This is a genomic window from Paracoccaceae bacterium, from assembly GCA_033344815.1.
In the GTDB taxonomy this organism is placed as follows: Bacteria; Pseudomonadota; Alphaproteobacteria; order Rhodobacterales; family Rhodobacteraceae; genus Roseobacter.
The window spans coordinates 103,919-120,816 of record JAWPMR010000001.1; the positions used below are offsets into that span (position 1 = coordinate 103,919).

18 protein-coding genes are annotated in these 16,898 nt (G+C 56.7%); 10 read left to right on the forward strand and 8 right to left on the reverse strand.

Annotation, left to right across the window (positions count from 1 at the left end; all coding sequences use genetic code 11):
• On the forward strand, positions 1–594 hold the full coding sequence (locus tag R8G34_00520; GenBank protein ID MDW3221365.1) for a shikimate kinase: 594 nt from the start codon (positions 1–3) through the stop codon (positions 592–594).
• The gene (aroB, locus tag R8G34_00525) at positions 587–1,702 is read left to right on the forward strand and encodes a 3-dehydroquinate synthase (GenBank protein ID MDW3221366.1); all 1,116 of its coding nucleotides are present in this window, start codon (positions 587–589) and stop codon (positions 1,700–1,702) included. The genes R8G34_00520 and aroB overlap by 8 nt, the downstream gene beginning before the upstream one ends.
• Here the strand turns inward: aroB and R8G34_00530 are convergent.
• Positions 1,699–2,148 carry a GNAT family N-acetyltransferase gene (locus R8G34_00530; protein MDW3221367.1) on the reverse strand — a complete coding sequence of 150 codons (450 nt, stop codon included), beginning with the start codon at positions 2,146–2,148 and terminating at the stop codon, positions 1,699–1,701. The two genes, aroB and R8G34_00530, sit on opposite strands and share 4 nt — an antisense overlap.
• On the reverse strand, positions 2,129–2,620 hold the full coding sequence (gene ssb, locus R8G34_00535) for a single-stranded DNA-binding protein (GenBank protein ID MDW3221368.1): 492 nt from the start codon (positions 2,618–2,620) through the stop codon (positions 2,129–2,131). The genes R8G34_00530 and ssb overlap by 20 nt, the downstream gene beginning before the upstream one ends.
• Positions 2,621–2,870: 250 nt before the next feature.
• Between ssb and R8G34_00540 the strand changes: the two genes are divergently transcribed.
• Both R8G34_00540 and R8G34_00545 read left to right on the forward strand, forming a co-directional pair.
• Positions 2,871–3,416, forward strand: coding sequence for a lytic transglycosylase domain-containing protein (locus R8G34_00540; GenBank protein MDW3221369.1), 546 nt, complete (start codon positions 2,871–2,873; stop codon positions 3,414–3,416).
• A gap of 446 nt (positions 3,417–3,862) precedes the next feature.
• Positions 3,863–4,369 (forward strand): hypothetical protein, encoded by a 507-nt coding sequence (locus R8G34_00545; GenBank protein MDW3221370.1) that lies wholly within the window; start codon positions 3,863–3,865, stop codon positions 4,367–4,369.
• 150 nt (positions 4,370–4,519) lie between these two features.
• Here the strand turns inward: R8G34_00545 and R8G34_00550 are convergent, their stop codons facing one another.
• The 6 genes from R8G34_00550 to miaA all read right to left on the reverse strand — a co-directional run bounded on the left by R8G34_00550 (position 4,520) and on the right by miaA (position 11,373).
• The gene (locus tag R8G34_00550; GenBank protein ID MDW3221371.1) at positions 4,520–6,610 is read right to left on the reverse strand and encodes an ABC transporter ATP-binding protein; all 2,091 of its coding nucleotides are present in this window, start codon (positions 6,608–6,610) and stop codon (positions 4,520–4,522) included.
• Positions 6,611–6,709: 99 nt separating this feature from the next.
• Positions 6,710–7,927: an ABC transporter permease gene (locus R8G34_00555; protein MDW3221372.1), complete on the reverse strand. Its 1,218-nt coding sequence runs from the start codon at positions 7,925–7,927 to the stop codon at positions 6,710–6,712.
• 15 nt (positions 7,928–7,942) lie between these two features.
• Positions 7,943–8,986, reverse strand: a complete 1,044-nt coding sequence (locus R8G34_00560) for an ABC transporter permease (protein MDW3221373.1) — start codon at positions 8,984–8,986, stop codon at positions 7,943–7,945.
• Between the two features lie 14 nt (positions 8,987–9,000).
• Positions 9,001–9,192, reverse strand: coding sequence for a hypothetical protein (locus tag R8G34_00565; GenBank protein ID MDW3221374.1), 192 nt, complete (start codon positions 9,190–9,192; stop codon positions 9,001–9,003).
• 385 nt (positions 9,193–9,577) lie between these two features.
• Positions 9,578–10,384 carry an AraC family transcriptional regulator gene (locus R8G34_00570; protein MDW3221375.1) on the reverse strand — a complete coding sequence of 269 codons (807 nt, stop codon included), beginning with the start codon at positions 10,382–10,384 and terminating at the stop codon, positions 9,578–9,580.
• 77 nt (positions 10,385–10,461) lie between these two features.
• Positions 10,462–11,373 (reverse strand): tRNA (adenosine(37)-N6)-dimethylallyltransferase MiaA, encoded by a 912-nt coding sequence (gene miaA, locus R8G34_00575; protein ID MDW3221376.1) that lies wholly within the window; start codon positions 11,371–11,373, stop codon positions 10,462–10,464.
• A 385-nt stretch (positions 11,374–11,758) separates the two neighbouring features.
• Between miaA and frr the strand changes: the two genes are divergently transcribed.
• The 6 genes from frr to R8G34_00605 all read left to right on the forward strand — a co-directional run bounded on the left by frr (position 11,759) and on the right by R8G34_00605 (position 16,780).
• The gene (frr, locus tag R8G34_00580) at positions 11,759–12,322 is read left to right on the forward strand and encodes a ribosome recycling factor (protein MDW3221377.1); all 564 of its coding nucleotides are present in this window, start codon (positions 11,759–11,761) and stop codon (positions 12,320–12,322) included.
• A 168-nt stretch (positions 12,323–12,490) separates the two neighbouring features.
• On the forward strand, positions 12,491–13,231 hold the full coding sequence (gene uppS, locus R8G34_00585; protein ID MDW3221378.1) for a polyprenyl diphosphate synthase: 741 nt from the start codon (positions 12,491–12,493) through the stop codon (positions 13,229–13,231).
• Positions 13,228–14,022 carry a phosphatidate cytidylyltransferase gene (locus R8G34_00590; protein MDW3221379.1) on the forward strand — a complete coding sequence of 265 codons (795 nt, stop codon included), beginning with the start codon at positions 13,228–13,230 and terminating at the stop codon, positions 14,020–14,022. The genes uppS and R8G34_00590 overlap by 4 nt, the downstream gene beginning before the upstream one ends.
• Positions 14,023–14,025: 3 nt before the next feature.
• Complete coding sequence (gene dxr / locus R8G34_00595) at positions 14,026–15,198, forward strand: 1-deoxy-D-xylulose-5-phosphate reductoisomerase (protein MDW3221380.1); 1,173 nt, start codon at positions 14,026–14,028, stop codon at positions 15,196–15,198.
• Positions 15,199–15,201: 3 nt separating this feature from the next.
• On the forward strand, positions 15,202–16,554 hold the full coding sequence (gene rseP / locus R8G34_00600) for an RIP metalloprotease RseP (GenBank protein ID MDW3221381.1): 1,353 nt from the start codon (positions 15,202–15,204) through the stop codon (positions 16,552–16,554).
• Between the two features lie 94 nt (positions 16,555–16,648).
• A complete protein-coding gene (locus R8G34_00605; protein ID MDW3221382.1) occupies positions 16,649–16,780 on the forward strand; it encodes a hypothetical protein in 132 nt (43 codons plus the stop codon).
• The last annotated feature ends 118 nt before the right edge of the window (positions 16,781–16,898 follow it).

Sequence of the window (16,898 nt, forward strand, 5' to 3'; positions counted from 1 at the left end):
ATGAGCGATTTTCAGCAATCCGTGACGAAAGAAACCCAGACGCGGCCCTTTGTGTTGAAAAAAACCGTCGTGATGGTCGGAATGATGGGGGCTGGCAAGACAGCAGTGGGCCGTACTCTGGCGCAATTGCTCAATGTCAGCTTTCTCGATTCGGATCTGGAAATCGAAATGGCCGCGAATATGACCGTGCCCGAGATATTTGCCCGTGATGGCGAAGCTTTTTTCCGGGCACGCGAGACCGAGGTGATCCATCGCCTGCTTCAGGAGCGCAAATGTGTCCTGTCCACTGGCGGGGGAGCGTTTTTATCCGCTGAAAATCGCGAAAACATTGCGCGCAGCGGTGTTGCGGTTTGGCTGGATGCGGATCTTGAGCTTTTGTGGAGCCGGGTGCGTCATCGTGATACCCGACCTTTGCTGCAAACCGCAGACCCCAAAGCGACCCTTGCCGACCTGTTTGCCCAGCGCGTTCCTGAATACAGCAAGGCGGATTTGCGCGTATCCTGTGCGCCCCCTGTGTCATTGGACAAAATGGCGAAGCGTGTAGCATCCAAATTGCTGACCCGACCGGATGTATTGGAACAAAAGGATGCTTGAAACTGTCCATGTCGATTTGCCCGGCCGCGCATACGATGTTCGGATCGGGCCGGGATTGCTGGAACGTGCGGGCATTGACATCGCGCCCCTTCTGTCACGGCCCAAAGTGGCGATCCTGACCGATGAAACCGTCGCTGCGCTGCATCTGGAGACGTTGAAAGCAGGTCTTGCCCGTGCGGGGATCACAGCGGAAGCGCTGGCCTTGCCGGCGGGTGAGGTGACAAAATCCTGGGGTCCGCTGGAGCAAAGCGTGGGCTGGTTGTTGGACCAGCGCGTGGAGCGCGGCGACATGGTGATCGCATTTGGCGGCGGCGTGATCGGTGACTTGGCGGGCTTTGCCGCCGCCATCCTGCGCCGTGGTGTGCGGTTTGTGCAGATGCCGACCTCGCTTCTGGCGCAGGTGGACAGCTCGGTGGGTGGCAAGACAGGGATCAACGCCACGCAGGGCAAAAACCTGATCGGGGCATTTCATCAACCCTCGCTGGTGCTCGCGGATACGGGCGTTTTGGGCACGTTGGAGCCGCGTGATTTTCTGGCGGGTTACGGCGAGGTCGTGAAATACGGCCTGCTTGGGGATGCTAGTTTTTTTGACTGGCTCGAAGAGCAGGGACCAGCCCTTGCCGCAGGAGACATGCAGGCCCGTGTCGAGGCGGTGCGCTGGTCGGTGCAGATGAAGGCGGATATCGTCACGCGCGACGAAAAAGAACACGGGGACCGCGCGCTGTTGAACCTGGGACATACATTCGGCCATGCGCTTGAAGCGGCGACGGGTTACTCAGACCGATTGCTGCACGGCGAAGGTGTCGCGGTGGGTTGTGCGCTGGCCTTTGAATTGTCGTCTCGTTTGGGGCTGTGTTCGCAAGAAGATCCCAGCCGGGTGCGGGCGCATCTCAAGGAGATGGGCATGAAAACCGACATTTCCGATATCCCCGGAGATTTGCCGGATGCGGATGGGCTGCTGGATCTGATGGGGCAGGATAAGAAGGTCGAGCAGGGGGTTCTGCGCTTTATCCTCGCGCGCGGCATCGGCAAGGCATTCATCACGTCCGACGTGCCGGGTGATGCAGTGCGCGGCGTATTGAAGGATGCTTTGCGCGGGCGTGCCTAGGCGCGTCGCAACACCATGCCGAATTTGTCCTCACAATCAAATCCCAAGGCTTCGTAAAACCCGCGCGCACCGCGTTTCTGACCGGTCAGCAACATGATTTTATAGGTGTTTTGCGCCCATGCTGCATCTATGGCGGCCTGCATGACCTGTCGCCCGATCCCGCGCATTTGGAACTTGGGTGTCGTCGCAACGTTTTCGATCAGCGCATAGGGGCGGGCGTCATGGGTCACATTGGGCAGAATATGCAACGTGCACATGGCAACGAGCCGACCATCGATTTCGGCCCCGAAAATGAACGTCCCGGGATGCGCTAAAACAGCGCAAATATCGGAAATTCGCGCTGTCTTGGGACCAAAGGTCAGTTCATTGTAGAGCGTGACCAGCTGATCGGCATCCGACCGTTTGAGCGGCCGGACCAGAATATCCTCAGAACGGGATTTCATCATCCAGATCGCGTGAAGGTGCCGGGCTGCCGCCGCCTGAGCTGCTGCTGGACCGGTCATCATATCCCATGGACTCCGGGCTGCCACCGCCACCGCCGAAGTTGCCGCCACCGCTTGCGCCGTCACGACCGTCCAGCATGGTAAGCGTGCCGCCGTATCCTTGCAGCACGACTTCCGTGGAATAGCGATCCTGACCGGACTGGTCCTGCCACTTGCGGGTTTGCAGCTGCCCTTCGATGTAAACCTTGGACCCTTTGCGCAGATACTGCTCTGCGATGCGTACAAGGCCTTCTTGGAAAATCGCGACCGAATGCCATTCAGTGCGTTCCTTGCGTTCGCCGGTATTGCGGTCTTTCCAGGTCTCAGAGGTCGCAATGCGCAAGTTGCAGACCTTGCCGCCGTTTTGGAAACTGCGCACTTCAGGGTCACGCCCCAGATTGCCGATGAGAATTACTTTGTTGACTGAGCCTGCCATGATGCCCCCTTTGACGTCTGGATTGTGATGCCTCGGGTGCTGCGCGAATCCCGAAAGTCCGAATTAGGGTGTTTGTATACCGGGCGCGAGGATAATTGAACATCGCTATACTGTGGGTTGTACAATCATTTTCATGCGTCAAAACGCTGGATTGCGGCGTGGTTTCGGTATATCCGGATCGTGGATGAGGGAAATCAGCAAGATATTGGCCAGACTGGCATTTAGCTGCGCGGTGATCGTGGCATTTGTGATGGTGAGCGTTCCGCTTGAGGCGCAAACCCTCTCCAGTAAGAACCGTGCCAAGCTGTTTTCTTCACAGAAACGCGTGCTCGATACCCGTGCTGCCGGGCAGTACAAGAACTCGGTCAGACTAAAACCGCCAACCGTATATACGCCCAGCAAATGGGCAAACCCTGAATATGAGGGCCGGTATAGAGGCCAGTTTCTGGAGATGGCAAAACGGGCGGCGCGCAAACACGGTGTGCCGGAAAACCTGTTCCTGCGGCTTGTGCAACAGGAATCCAACTGGAACCCCACAGCCAAATCTCACAAAGGGGCTTTGGGTCTCGCCCAATTGATGCCGGGGACCGCACGGAGCCTTCGCGTAGATCCTTTGGATCCGGAGCAAAATCTGGAGGGTGGCGCGCGATACCTCAAGACGCAGTTCCGCGAATTTGGCTCATGGCGTCTGGCCCTGGCGGCCTACAATGCGGGACCTGGCGCGGTGAAGAAGTACGGCGGTGTCCCGCCCTTTAAAGAAACCCGCAATTACGTCAAAATCATTGGCGGGCAATAGCACTCGAACCGCTTATCCTTCAATGGTGTGCAGGCTGTCTTGCGGCCTTGGTTTCCCTGCCTGACCTGTACGGGTGATCGTTTCGTGTTGTCATACAGATGGCGTAACATCTGCGCTCTCCGTTGATCTGGCATAAGACCAGTTTTTACACTCTTGCTGCAGCGAGGCTTTGTGACAGTGGGTCCGCGCAGGGCCCTGTCACGCCTCCATGAATCGCATCGAGCACAGATTGTCTCAGCGAGAGACCGCTTATCGAGTACTGAGAGTAACCTTTTGTTAAAATGCATTAAATTTTGAAATCTGTGAATTAGATTCCATTGATGTCTGCCCAAAACTGCCGATCCGGTGGCGGTGAATGGAACAATTTCAGGCCGCCTTTGTTTTCTCCTCAGTGCTTGCGGCTCATCCCGCCAGTGCGGATCAACTGCACGAAAAGGAACATCACGATGTTCGATTTAGTAAAGAATACGGCGCTTGCAACATCCATCAGCCTGTCGGCTTTCATGGCCTCAGGGGCCCTCGCCGGGACCGGCATAGGGGCGATTGATGTCAAAACCACATTGGAAGCGCCCCAAGGCAGCAATGCCCTCGACCTTTACCCGACAATTGCCGACGACTTGACGCGCGAAATCATGCAACGGGTCGATACAACCACTGATCCCACAGCGCCAATCATCTCAGTCACGATCAAAAAGGTTAGTCTGGATGGCGATACCATTCTGCCGGACTCTGCTGAGTTTAACGAATTGCAGGGCGTTCTGTCCTATCAGGGCGGGAGCCGTCAGGTGGTCGAGCCAATCAATCTTTCGGCGCACACTGACCTGCAGTCGATGCCAGAGGGTTACGTCGTCAAAACACCAAGCGACGCCGATTTTTACAACGCAATGATTGTCACCTTTGCCGAACGCGTGCTGGAGTTGGTGCCAGCCGAAGATGTGAAAATCGACGGTTAGGATAGTGCTTTAACGAGTGGTCATTACCCGGTGTTCTGCCAACCCAATGGGTGATGACAATTGGTCCCGCCAAGGCTCACCGTCCCGTGGCCTGAGGTGGTAAACGGCGCAGATCAGTCCCCGATCTGCGCCGTTTTTCCGGTCGATCTGCTATTCTGCGGCCACACCGACTTCGATCACGGGATCCATCTCTGCCAGCTTTTCATCACTCAGATGGCATTTAATTTGATGATTTCCGGGCAACATGCGCACCGGGGGCATGTCGGTTTCACACAGCCCGCCCGGAACCTCAGATTTCCAGCGACAGCGTGTCTGGAACGGACAGCCCGAGGGCGGGTTCATGGCAGACGGAATATCGCCTTCCAGAACGATATGTTTCTTTTTCACCGATGTATCGGCGATGGGCACGGCAGACAAAAGCGCTTCAGTATAGGGGTGATAGGGCGGCGCAAACACCTGATCCGTGGTGCCCAGTTCAACCACATGGCCCAGATACATCACCATCACCCGGTCGCTCAGGTAACGCACGATCGACAGATCATGGCTGATGAACAACAGCGTGGTTTTATGTTCGCGTTGGATTTCCATCAACAAATCGGTCACTGCCGCCTGCACAGAAACATCCAGAGCAGACACCGGTTCATCAGCAACCACAATGCGGGCATCCCCGGCAAAGGCGCGGGCGATCCCGACGCGCTGTTTCTGGCCCCCTGACAACTGCCGTGGCATCCGAATTGCAAATTCGCGGGGCAGCTTCACCAGATCGAGCAGTTTCAACATCCTGTCGTTGCGTTCCCGATCGCTTTCCCCGATGCCGAATATTTCCAGCGCCCGCACGATCTGGCGCCCGACGGTCATGGAAGGGTTCAGCGTGTCAAAGGGGTTTTGAAAGACCATCTGGACTTCGGACACGGTTTTCGTATCGCGATCTTCGATGGGGATATCCTGAATTTCCTTGTTTCCCAGCAGGATCTTGCCTTCGGTCGCGGTTTCCAATCCCATCAACACTTTGGCAAAGGTCGATTTACCGCAACCGGATTCCCCCACAATCGCCAGGGTTTCAGATTCGCGGGCTTCAAAACTCAGCGTCTCATTGGCTTTGACAACCTTTGTGCTGCCGCCGCCAAAGATCGCATTTGCCGCTACCTCGTAATACTTCTTGAGGTTATCCATTTTCAGGACAACATCGCCGACCTCACCCTTGGTTTTCACATCCGCCAGTTCCAGCGGTGCGTTCCAGTCGATCTCCTTGAACTTCACACAGCGGGTTTCATGACGGGCGTCCTGATCCACCTGATGCATCGGGATAAACCCCTGATCGCATGTGCCAGCTTCAAAATAGTCACAGCGCGGTCCGAAGTTACATCCTTTGGGGCGTTCGTGGGGCAGGGGAAAATTCCCGGGAATGGCGATCAGCGGGCGCGCGTTTTTATCCGCACCCGGCAGGGGAATGGAGCGGAACAGCGCTTGGGTATAGGGGTGCTGCATCTTGTCGAACACATCCTCAATGGAGCCCCGTTCAACCGCTTCGCCGGAATACATCACGCAAATCCGATCGCAGGTTTCCAGCACGAGTCCAAGGTTGTGCGAGATGAACAGCATCGACGTGCCGTATTTCTTGCCCAAATCCTTGACCAGTTCCACAACGGCAGCTTCCACCGTCACATCAAGCGCGGTCGTCGGCTCATCGAGGATCAGCAGAGAGGGTTCCGACATCAGGGCCATGGCGATCACGATGCGCTGTTGTTGCCCGCCCGAGAGCTGGTGCGGAAAGGAGCCCAGAATGCGTTTGGGGTCGGGCAGCTTCACGTCCGTGACCACCTGAAGTGCGCGCTCATAGGCGTCTTTTTCGTTCATACCCTGATGGATCATGGGGACTTCCATCAGCTGTTTGCCAATCTTCATCGCCGGGTTCAGTGAGGCCATCGGTTCCTGATAGATCATCGCGATTTCGGACCCGCGAATGTCACGCAGTTCCTCGTCATTCATCTCGCCCAGATCGCGGCCCTTGAATTTGATCGAACCGCCGACGACGCGCCCGTTTTTGCCAAGGTCCTGCATGACGCCCAGGGCGACCGTGGATTTACCGCAACCGGATTCTCCGACCAGACCGACGGCTTCGCCGGGTTTGACGTGTACCGAGAAATCCATGACGGCCGGAATTTCGCGCAGGCGGGTGAAAAATGAAATCGACAGTTTATCAATTTCGAGAATGGGACCCTCATAGTCGGTCTTTGGCATCTTTTGTCTCCTTCAGGAGGGCCGATCAGTCGCGTGTCGCTTCTTTTGGCCAGAAATACTTTTTCGGGCCGGGAACAGGGTCCCCAGCCCGCTGTCTCGTCAATCGCGCAGGGATTCCTCGCGCAGCCCGTCCGCCAGCAGGTTCAACCCCAGCACCAGCGTCAGCAGCGCCAGTGCAGGTGCAATCGCCGCATGCGGATAAAGCGCCAGCAAACGTCGCCCGGCGTTGATCGTGCTGCCCCAGTCCGGGCTTTCTGACTCCAAGCCCAAACCAAAGAAACCCAACGTCCCCAGAAGGATGGTGGTGTAGCCAATCCTCAGGCAGAAATCGACGATCAGCGGCCCGCGTGCATTGGGCAGGATTTCCCACAGCATGATGTACCAGGGTCCTTCGCCGCGCGTTTGTGCGGCTGCCACATAGTCCCGCGTTTTTATGTCCAGTGCGAGACCGCGCACGATCCGAAAGACCGTGGGCGAGTTCACAAAGACCACCGAAACGAACACGACCAGAATCCCCGGATCGATGTCAAAGAGATCCAGGAACGCCGGTATGCCGGGGATCGAATAGGTTGGTGTGGCAACCACCGAGCCATTCGTTGAAACAAGCGACAGGTAAAGCCACGCCAACCCGCCCAAGACCCCGATCAACAGCGGCGTGCGCACCTTTGGTTGCGTGTAATATCGCGAATTCAGCAGGATACAGACAAAAATCAGCGGAAACACAAAGAGGAACAGCGCCATATAATTCGGGATGCCCGTCAGCACGATCTCCGGGGTCACCAGCAGATAAAACAGCAAGATCACCGGGAAAGCGAGGATCAGGTTCGCCAGAAACGACAGGATCGTGTCCAGACGCCCGCCATAATAACCCGCCGGAAGGCCCAGCGTGATTCCCACCATAAAGGCAAAGAGCGTAGCAATGGGCGCGATTTGCACAACGACCCACGCGCCTTTGATCAGGCGGCTGAAGACGTCGCGCGCAAGGTTGTCGCCGCCCAGCAGGAACCAGGCATATTCGCCTTCTTCCGCGCCGCGCATCGGTGTGCCGGGTATCTTGTTCTTCATCCCCGACACCTGACTGAGCGGATCATGCGTCACCAGCATGTCCAGCGGTCCGCCGAAGATACCGACGAAAACCCAGAACATCACCAGCGCGAAACCGATCATGCCGATGGTGCTGTCAAACAGTTTTCCATAGAGGCCGAGACGGCGTTTATATGTCATCGACACGGCGAAAAGAACAATCAGCGCGATCCAGACCGGACCGAGTTGAAGGAACATGCGGGCGAGAATGCCGCCCCAGGATAATTCTTCCATTGAACCAGCCCTCCCTTATGCGATCCGGATGCGTGGATTGAGGTAGACATAGCCGATATCCGATATCAGCTGGGTCACCAGCACCACGATGACTGAGACAACCGAGACCGCCAGCAGCAGTTCGATGTCATTGTTTGAGGCCGCCTGAACCAGCAACCAGCCAAAGCCCTTGTAGTTGAACAGCGTCTCGACGATCACCACCCCGTTTAACAGCCACGGGAATTGCAACATGATGACGGTAAAGGGCGCGATCAGCGCGTTTCTGAGCGCGTGTTTCAAAACTATGTCCGAAAATTTGACGCCTTTGAGCCGAGCCGTTCGGATGTATTGCGCGGTCATGACTTCGGTCATCGAAGCGCGTGTCATGCGGGCAATGTATCCCATCCCGTAAAGCGCGATGGTGATCACCGGCAGGGTGAAATTCTCAAACGTCACGCTTTCCATGGCTGAGGTTGCCGATCCTTTGAACCATTTCAGTCCAAAGGCTGAGGAGGCGAAAACGGCGATAAATATAACCCCCGACACATATTCCGGGGTGGCGGTTGAGGCGATGGAAAAGGTCGAGAGCGATCGGTCGAGTTTCGATCCCTCCCGCATGCCTGCAAGCACCCCGATCAGAAGCGCCATGGGCACCATGACCATCATCACAAAGAACATCAGTTTACCCGTCAACCCCAAGCGCGTGCTGACAATAGACCCCACATCGTCCTTGAAAACGGTCGACTGACCCCAATCACCCTGCAAAACGCCACAAAAGCTGCGCTGTTCTTCGACAGGCGTATCAGCAACAAAGCATTTGCCCGTCATTACGCCTTCATCTTCCAGCGTCCAGCCCGGCAAAACGCCCAACCATTGGCCGAATTTCACGGGCATCGGTTGCAGGTAGCCGTTTTTCCCGAGGTAGCTTTCCACGGCCTCATCGGACATGCGGAAATTGCCTTGAGTCTTGGCGAGCTTTTCGAGGTTCGGATAGAGATTCGTCAACCAGAAGACGACGAACGTCAGGCAAAGCGCGGTCAATATCATCACGCCCAGCCGTCTGAGTATAAATAGTCCCATGTGTGCCCCTGTTGTCAGGCTATGGCACGTGGATCGCGCCGGTTTTCCAAGCTCTTTTGAGCTTTGCATTTAATTTGTTTTGGCATGAGGCATGACTTTTTTCGCAGCGTCAATGCAAGCTTGTCGGCAAAATTGTTCATTTGCGACATGGCACGGGTCGCAAATTGAACTCTTTGCAGCGATGGTTGGCCTTCGTTGTCAGGCATTGATCCGCGAAAAAATGGCGGTCATGGCGCAGTGCTACTGGGACCGTCGATGCAAAATTTAAGCCTATGGCGGCGCGGCCTCGCTGCTGTGTCTTCATGAAGGCTCCGCTTGTGAGCGGGTAACTATAATTTCTCAGAGCTCGGAATGAAAACAAGGTGGCGCGGCGGAATTGGCGCAAGCCGCAACATGCGTTCCATTTGAGCTTTCATACGGGAGGCAAGCGCTTGTGCACTACCAGTTGTGCACACGATGCTGACTGTTCCTTGCGGCGACTCGCAACGAAAAATGTCAGGTTTGCAAAGGAAACGCGCCACGGTCCGCTGGCTAACAAATCCACAGTGGGGCCTTGTTGCGCGCATTTCGCTTTTTGCATGATCAATAGGTCTATGCGGCCTCATCCAGTCGTTTGGAAGCTTTGCGCAGCGCAGTTGGGGTTTCTTTCGTGTGGTGTAGCATGAAACGTGTGAAGTAAGCGGCACTGCCGAAGCCAAGATGTCGCGCGATATCCTGCGCGGGCACCTTTGTTGCCGCCAGTAAACATCTTGCCTCATGCAACACGCGCTCTGTCAGCAGATCCGCTGCTGTTTTGCCGGTGGCCGCCTTGCAGGCGCGAGTCAGGTGCGTCGGCGTGACCCCGAGAGCCTCGGCGTGATCTGCCATCGTCATGGGATGCGAAAAATACATGCTGATCCGCTTGCAATAAGCCGCGCTCAGGCGCGTTCCTGCCTTGCGCCGCGGCAACGCGTGTTCCTCCAATCCCAATTGGCGATGCACCCACACGGTGATGAGGGCACCGTAAGCATCCATGGACTGTGCGCGCAGGGGTTTGCCGTTGGTCTGTTCGCGTGTGGCCGCATCAATCAGAGTGGTCAGATCATTCATCACTGAGCCGTCGCGGATGCGCAGAAGTCTGGGCATCTGCGGCACCGACAACTCCGTGGCTTCCGGAATTACGACGACCTGTCCGACGCCTTGGCGACCAAGATCAAGTGCAAAGAGGGATCGCGACGGTACAACGATCGCGTTGTGGGTGCCCACGCCGAGGCGCTGCCCATCCAGCAGGAGTCGGCCTTGCCCGCGCGTGATCCAGATCATCAGATTTTCAGCCCGGTCATGCGCGAGGGACAAGCGCCAGTCCTGACCTTTACTGAGTTGAGACAGTGATTTGATACTCAGCGCGCCCAGTGCCATTCGACCTCATTGCGAAACATCGCATTTGAAACATTATCTACCCAAGATTGTGTCAAGAGTAGTTAACAATAGTATAATTAATACAAGTGCCCGCCAGCAATATGCGGCGAGAAGGGCGACCAACCGCGCATTTTTGAGCGAAACCAGGTGCGTTGGCGTTTTGCGAATTGCCGCGTGGCAATGATTGTTTGCGCGCGGGCGTCCTCCAAGGACATTTTACCGCTCAGATGGGCCATCAACTCGCGTGCGCCAATTGCACGATGCGCGGGCAGCGCCGGATCGAAATCCGGCCAAACGCTGCGGGCCTCTTCCAGCGCGCCGTTGGCGATCATCACATCGAAACGTTTTTCAATACGCTCGTTGAGCCAGTTTTTGTCTACATCAAAGACGATTGTTTCTGCTTGCACGATGGGCAGGACGGGATGAATTGGCTGCTCTTGCCACTCGGCAAGGCTGCGTTGGGTGGCGCGCAGCACTTCCCAGGCGCGTTGTACACGGGCGCGATTGGCCGTGTCGATCCGAGCTTTGGTTGGTGCATCCAGCGCGTCGAGCAGTGCAGGAAGCGACAGCGCATCGCCCTGCACACGGACGGACTCCGGCGTTGGGGGAATATCCGCCAGACCTTGGGTCAAAGCTTGAAAATAAAGCCCTGTGCCGCCCACAATGATGGGGCGTTCGGCGGTATCCAGTAGCCCGGTCACCTCGCGCAGCCAATGTCCGGTCGAATATTGGTCTCGGGCCTTCTTGTGCCCATATAGCCTGTGCCTTGCGGCGGCTTCTTCCGCTTCAGTGGGTCGCGCGGTGAGGGTCCGCCAGCACGCGTAGACCTGGCTGGCATCCGCATTCACGATGACACCGCCATGCTGCTGCGCGATTTCCATCGCCAAGGCAGATTTTCCCGAGGCAGTCGGCCCGGCGATCAAGACAGGTCTTTCGCGCGACAGGGATGCAAGCAGGGTTTTGGCGTTTTGGCTGGCAAAGGGGGTCATGCGGAAAAGATGCCTTGAAAGGAGTTTTGACCTGTATCTGCTTTTGAGACATTTTCCGGGCAAACAAAAGCCCATGCCCGAAAAGCCATTGCGCCTTCCTGCCGAGGCGGTGGCGGGAGATAAAGGAACGCCGGAGCATATAGACGCGGTCAACGGCACATAAAGCGCCTCGCTCGGCCTGAATCCGCCGATGATTTCGCACAAGGCGCGACACATCTGGTGCCTGATACCAGCCCGCGTCGGGCCATGGAGATCACCGATGGTGCGGCTTTGCGTATCCTCCGGGGCAACTCATGCTGGCCTTTCATCATCTTCCTGAATTATAAGACGCCAAATTGCGGTGCCGGCACAGGAGTATCGCAGAAACTTTTGGCAGGAATAAGTTATGTCAGACGACTTTATGCTCGACACCGATGATCTGGAGAGGCGCATGGATGGCGCGATGGCCAATTTGCGCACGGAGTTTGCGTCGCTGCGCACAGGGCGGGCTTCTGCTGCCATGCTGGAGCCGGTGATGGTGGATGCCTACGGGTCCATGACACCGGTCAATCAGGTCGGGACTGTGAACGTGCCCGAGCCCCGGATGGTGACAATAAATGTCTGGGACAAGGGCCTCGTGGGGAAGGTTGAAAAAGCAATTCGTGAAAGCGGGCTTGGCATAAATCCGCAACTGAATGGCACAATCATCATGCTGCCGATTCCGGAATTGAACGAAGAACGCCGCCGTGAACTGACCAAAGTCGCCGGGCAATATGCGGAAAACGCGCGGGTGTCTGTGCGCAATGTGCGCCGTGACGGGATGGACCAGATCAAAAAGGCAAAGTCAGATGGGATGTCGGAAGACGACCAGAAAATCTGGGAAGGCGAAGTGCAGGAAATTACCGATCGCGCGATCAAATCCGTTGATGAGATGCTCGAAAACAAGCAAACCGAAATCATGCAGGTTTAGATAAAGGGACGTCTAAACGCTTTCGTTTCGAGAACGCTTTCAAGGACAAACCGTTGCGTTTTTACATGAATGGCAAGGATTTCTTCGCGCACAGCGTGCAAAAGCGATTTACCGACGGAGACTACGCTGTCTATATTGGGGCAGGGGTGTGGGCATCAGGAGAATACAATGGCAGGTGTGCCGCAACCTAAAATCGATCTGATACCGGGATGTCCGCGCCATGTTGCAATCATTATGGATGGCAACGGCAGATGGGCGACGCAACGTGGACGACCGCGCTTGTATGGCCACCATGCCGGCGCGAGGCGTGTCCGTGAAATCGTGGAAAGCTGCCCGCAAATCGGCGTCGACTATCTGACGATCTTTGCGTTCTCCACCGAAAACTGGAAACGCACGCAGGTTGAAGTGGCTGGATTGATGAGCCTTTTTCGCCGCTATATTGTGCGCGAAACCCGAGCGCTGATCACCTCCGGGGTGCGTGTTCGTTTCATCGGAGACCGCCTGCGTCTGGATGATAAGCTGATCTCGATGATGCATGATCTGGAAGTCGCCACCGAGCAGAACACCCGCGTCCATCTGACAATCGCCCTGAACTATGGCGGTCGCGACGAAGTGGCGCGCGCCACCAAACGTTTGGCAGCAGACGTCGCCGAGGGGCGCTTGCAACCCGACGATGTGGATGAGGAGACCCTGCCGCGATACTTGGATACATATGTTCTGCCTGACCCGGATCTGGTCATACGCACCAGCGGTGAGGCGCGCATCTCCAACTTTCTGCTCTGGCAGGCGGCCTATTCCGAATATGAATTTGTCGACACGCTGTGGCCCGATTTCACCCGCGAAGAGTTTCAGGAACTCTGTACGGCCTATGGCGGCCGCGAACGTCGCTATGGTGGGGTGCTTGGGTGAATGCAGCGCCTGAAAGGTGGTCGGATCTTGCCGCGCGCATGGGGTCGGGGGCGGCAATGGTCGTTTTCGGTCTATGGGGCGTCTGGGCAGGGGGTCATATTTTCCATGCGATGGTTGCCGTCATTTGTGGATTGATGGTTTGGGAGCTCGCAGTGATGCTGCGCGCGCCCAGAGACAAGGCGTTGCAACTGGGCCTGCTGACGGGCTGTGCCGCCTTTGTTGCGATTTATCTGCCGACCGGATTTGCCTTGCCCATTCTCTTGGCGGCAGCGCTTGTAGGATTTGGCCAACTGCAGCAGTTCAGAACGATCTACATGGTTTTTTCGGTGATGGTGGTGCTGGCTGGCTACGGCATGATGTCGGTGCGTGACGATCTGGGCTTTTATTGGATGCTCTGGCTGGTCCTGGTGGTTGTCGCCACGGATGTGGTTGGCTATTTCGCCGGACGCATGATTGGCGGGCCAAAATTCTGGCCGCGCGTCAGCCCCAAGAAAACTTGGGCCGGCACCGGATTTGGCTGGGTTGGGGCGGCTGTTGTTGGCGCTTTGTTCATGGCCAATACCGGAGCAGGGATGCAATTGATCGGCATATCAGTCGCGGTGTCCATGGCCAGCCAGATGGGGGACATTGCCGAAAGCGCAATAAAGCGCCGCGCTGGCGTAAAGGACAGCTCCAACCTGATCCCCGGACATGGCGGCTTGTTGGACCGGTTTGACGGCATGTTGGGTGCTGCCGTGTTTTTGTTGATCATCGGTGGGCCCCTGATGGGGTCTGCTGTGGTGCCGGGGTAGGCGATGCGTCGGATCAGCATTTTTGGTGCCACGGGTTCGATCGGCCAGAACACAATTGACTTGATCGCCCGCGCGCCAGAGGAGTACAGCGTTGTGGCGCTGACCGGTGCGCGTAACATCACCAAACTGGCAGCTGATGCCATCCGGTTGAACGCGGAGGTGGCGGTCACCGCGCATGATCATCTGCTGCCCGACTTGCGCGCCGCCTTGGCAGGTTCAGGCGTTGAGGCGCAGGCGGGAACGCAGGCCATTGTTGAGGCCGCAACGCGCCCTGCGGATTGGACCATGTCCGGAATCGTCGGGGCCGCTGGGCTGGCACCGGGTCTTGAGGCGCTTAAACAGGGGCAGACGTTGGCGTTGGCCAATAAGGAATCTCTGGTCTGCGCTGGCGCGCTTATGCTGGAAACCGCTAAAAATCATGGCGCGCAACTTTTGCCAGTGGACAGCGAGCATTCCGCAGTTTTTCAAGGGCTCGCCGGGGAGGATATGAGCGCAGTCGAGCGGGTAATCATTACAGCCAGCGGTGGTGCGTTTCGGGACTGGCCGATCGAAGATCTGGCGCATGCAACGCTTGATCAGGCCTCCAGTCATCCGAATTGGGACATGGGTCAGCGGATTACAATCGATTCAGCATCCATGTTCAACAAGGCGATGGAACTCATTGAAACACGGGAATATTTCGGCGTGCGCCCGGATCAGATCGAAGTGGTCGTGCATCCTGAATCCCTGATCCATGCCTTGGTCGGCTTTGTTGACGGTGGCCTGATGGCGCATGTGGGCCCGCCGGACATGCGCCACGCCATCGGATATGCATTGCACTGGCCAAAGCGCCGGGAAATTCCTGTCGAACGGCTCGATCTGGCGCAGATCGCGACCCTTAGTTTCCGCGCGCCATGCGAGATACGCTGGCCCGCACTCAGGCTGGCGCGCGAGGTCATGCAAACCGGGGGCCTTGCGGGCGCGGTTTTCAACGCGTCCAAAGAAACCGCACTGGATCAATTCATCGCAGGCCATATCGGTTTCAATGAAATGGCAACCATTGTAGAAGAAGTTCTGGACATCGTTTCGGGCATGCCCGGCCATATTGATGCCACCATGACCCTTGATAACGTCGCCCAAGTGGACCATCTGGCACGACAAGAGACCCAGAGGGTCATTAACAAAAGAGCAGGTTAGACTTTGGATATTTTTGCGTTGATCCCCCAGTTTGGCGGATTTGTCTGGACGGTCGCGGCCTTTGTGCTGGCGCTCTCCGTGATCGTCGCGATCCATGAATATGGCCATTACATTGTGGGGCGTTGGTCGGGCATTCACGCCGATGTTTTCTCGCTGGGTTTTGGCCCGGTGCTTTGGTCCCGCGTCGATCATCGGGGCACTAAATGGCAGGTGGCAGCGTTACCCTTTGGCGGATATGTGAAATTTGCGGGTGACGCTAATGCGGCCTCTGGTCGGGATGACGCGGCCATGGCCGCGGCGGCAGATAACCCCGAAAGGTTGCGCGCAACCATGCATGGTGCCCCTTTGTGGGCGCGCGCCGCAACGGTTGCGGCAGGCCCGATCTTTAATTTTGCGCTGTCCATAATTGTTTTTGCCTGCGTGGTTTTGACCAGCGGCGTGGCACGGGATCAATTGGCAGTCGGCGAATTGCGGCCCTTGCCGGTTGCGGATCGCGGTTTGGAAGTCGGGGATGAAATCCTGCGCATCAATGGCGCTGAGGTGCCAAGCACCGAAGAAACTCAGGCATACGCGGACTTCATAGACGCCATCCCGCGGCAACCCTTGCTGGAGTATACCGTGCTGCGCGGCCAGTCCGAACGCGATGTGACCGACGCCTACATACTGCCACCGCTGGTCAACGGGGTCAGCCCGCAAAGCGCGGCCTTTGGCGCCGGTTTGGAAGTGGGTGATGTGATAACGGCCATCGACGGCACGCCAATTTTTTCATTTGATGAGCTCAAAGCCGCCGTCGAAGGTGGGAACGGTGCCTCGCTGGCGCTGATGGTGTGGCGTGCGGGCGATGAATTAGACGTCACACTGACACCCAAACGGGTGGATGAACCCCAACCCGGCGGCGGTTTTGCGACCCAGTGGCGTATCGGTATCGCTGGCGGGCTTGCTTTTGAAGCGGCCACGCAAACGCCTGGTGTTGGCGAAGCGTTAATGGCTGGCGTGCGTCAGACGGGTCGCATCATCGAGGGATCTCTTTCCGGGCTGGGCCACATGATCACGGGCGCGATCAGTACCTGTAACCTCAGCGGACCCATAGGGATCGCGCAGACATCAGGTGCTATGGCCAGTCAGGGTGCGGAATCCTTTATCTGGTTTATTGCCGTGCTGAGCACGGCCGTTGGGCTGTTGAACCTGTTTCCCGTCCCCGCACTTGATGGCGGACATCTGGTGTTTTACGCCTATGAAGCCGTGACGGGCAAGCCGCCGAGCGACAAGGCACTACGGGTTTTAATGACCTTTGGGCTCGCAACGGTACTGACTTTGATGGTTTTTGCCCTGGGGAACGATCTGTTCTGCCCGTAACAGAGGTTTTGAAATGCCCTGATTGTGCCACATTCGGTCAAATTCACGCCTCATTCTTTGTATAGCGTCTCTGTGAGCAATTTGGAGAATGCCAATGCACACGCTACATGATGGATATCGCGGGTTGAGCTTGCTGATGGATCTCAATTGGGATCGGGCCTTGTACCTTGCAACGATTTTACTAGCACTTGGCACAAGCACATGGCTGGCAACGATCCTTAGCTGAAGCAATGCTACGGCGTTGAAAATATAAAATAACCTATGATTGTATTTCCTGCTGTAAATGCGCCCATGTAGTGTTTTCAGGATTTATACCCACATGGTTTTGACAATACTTCCCAACA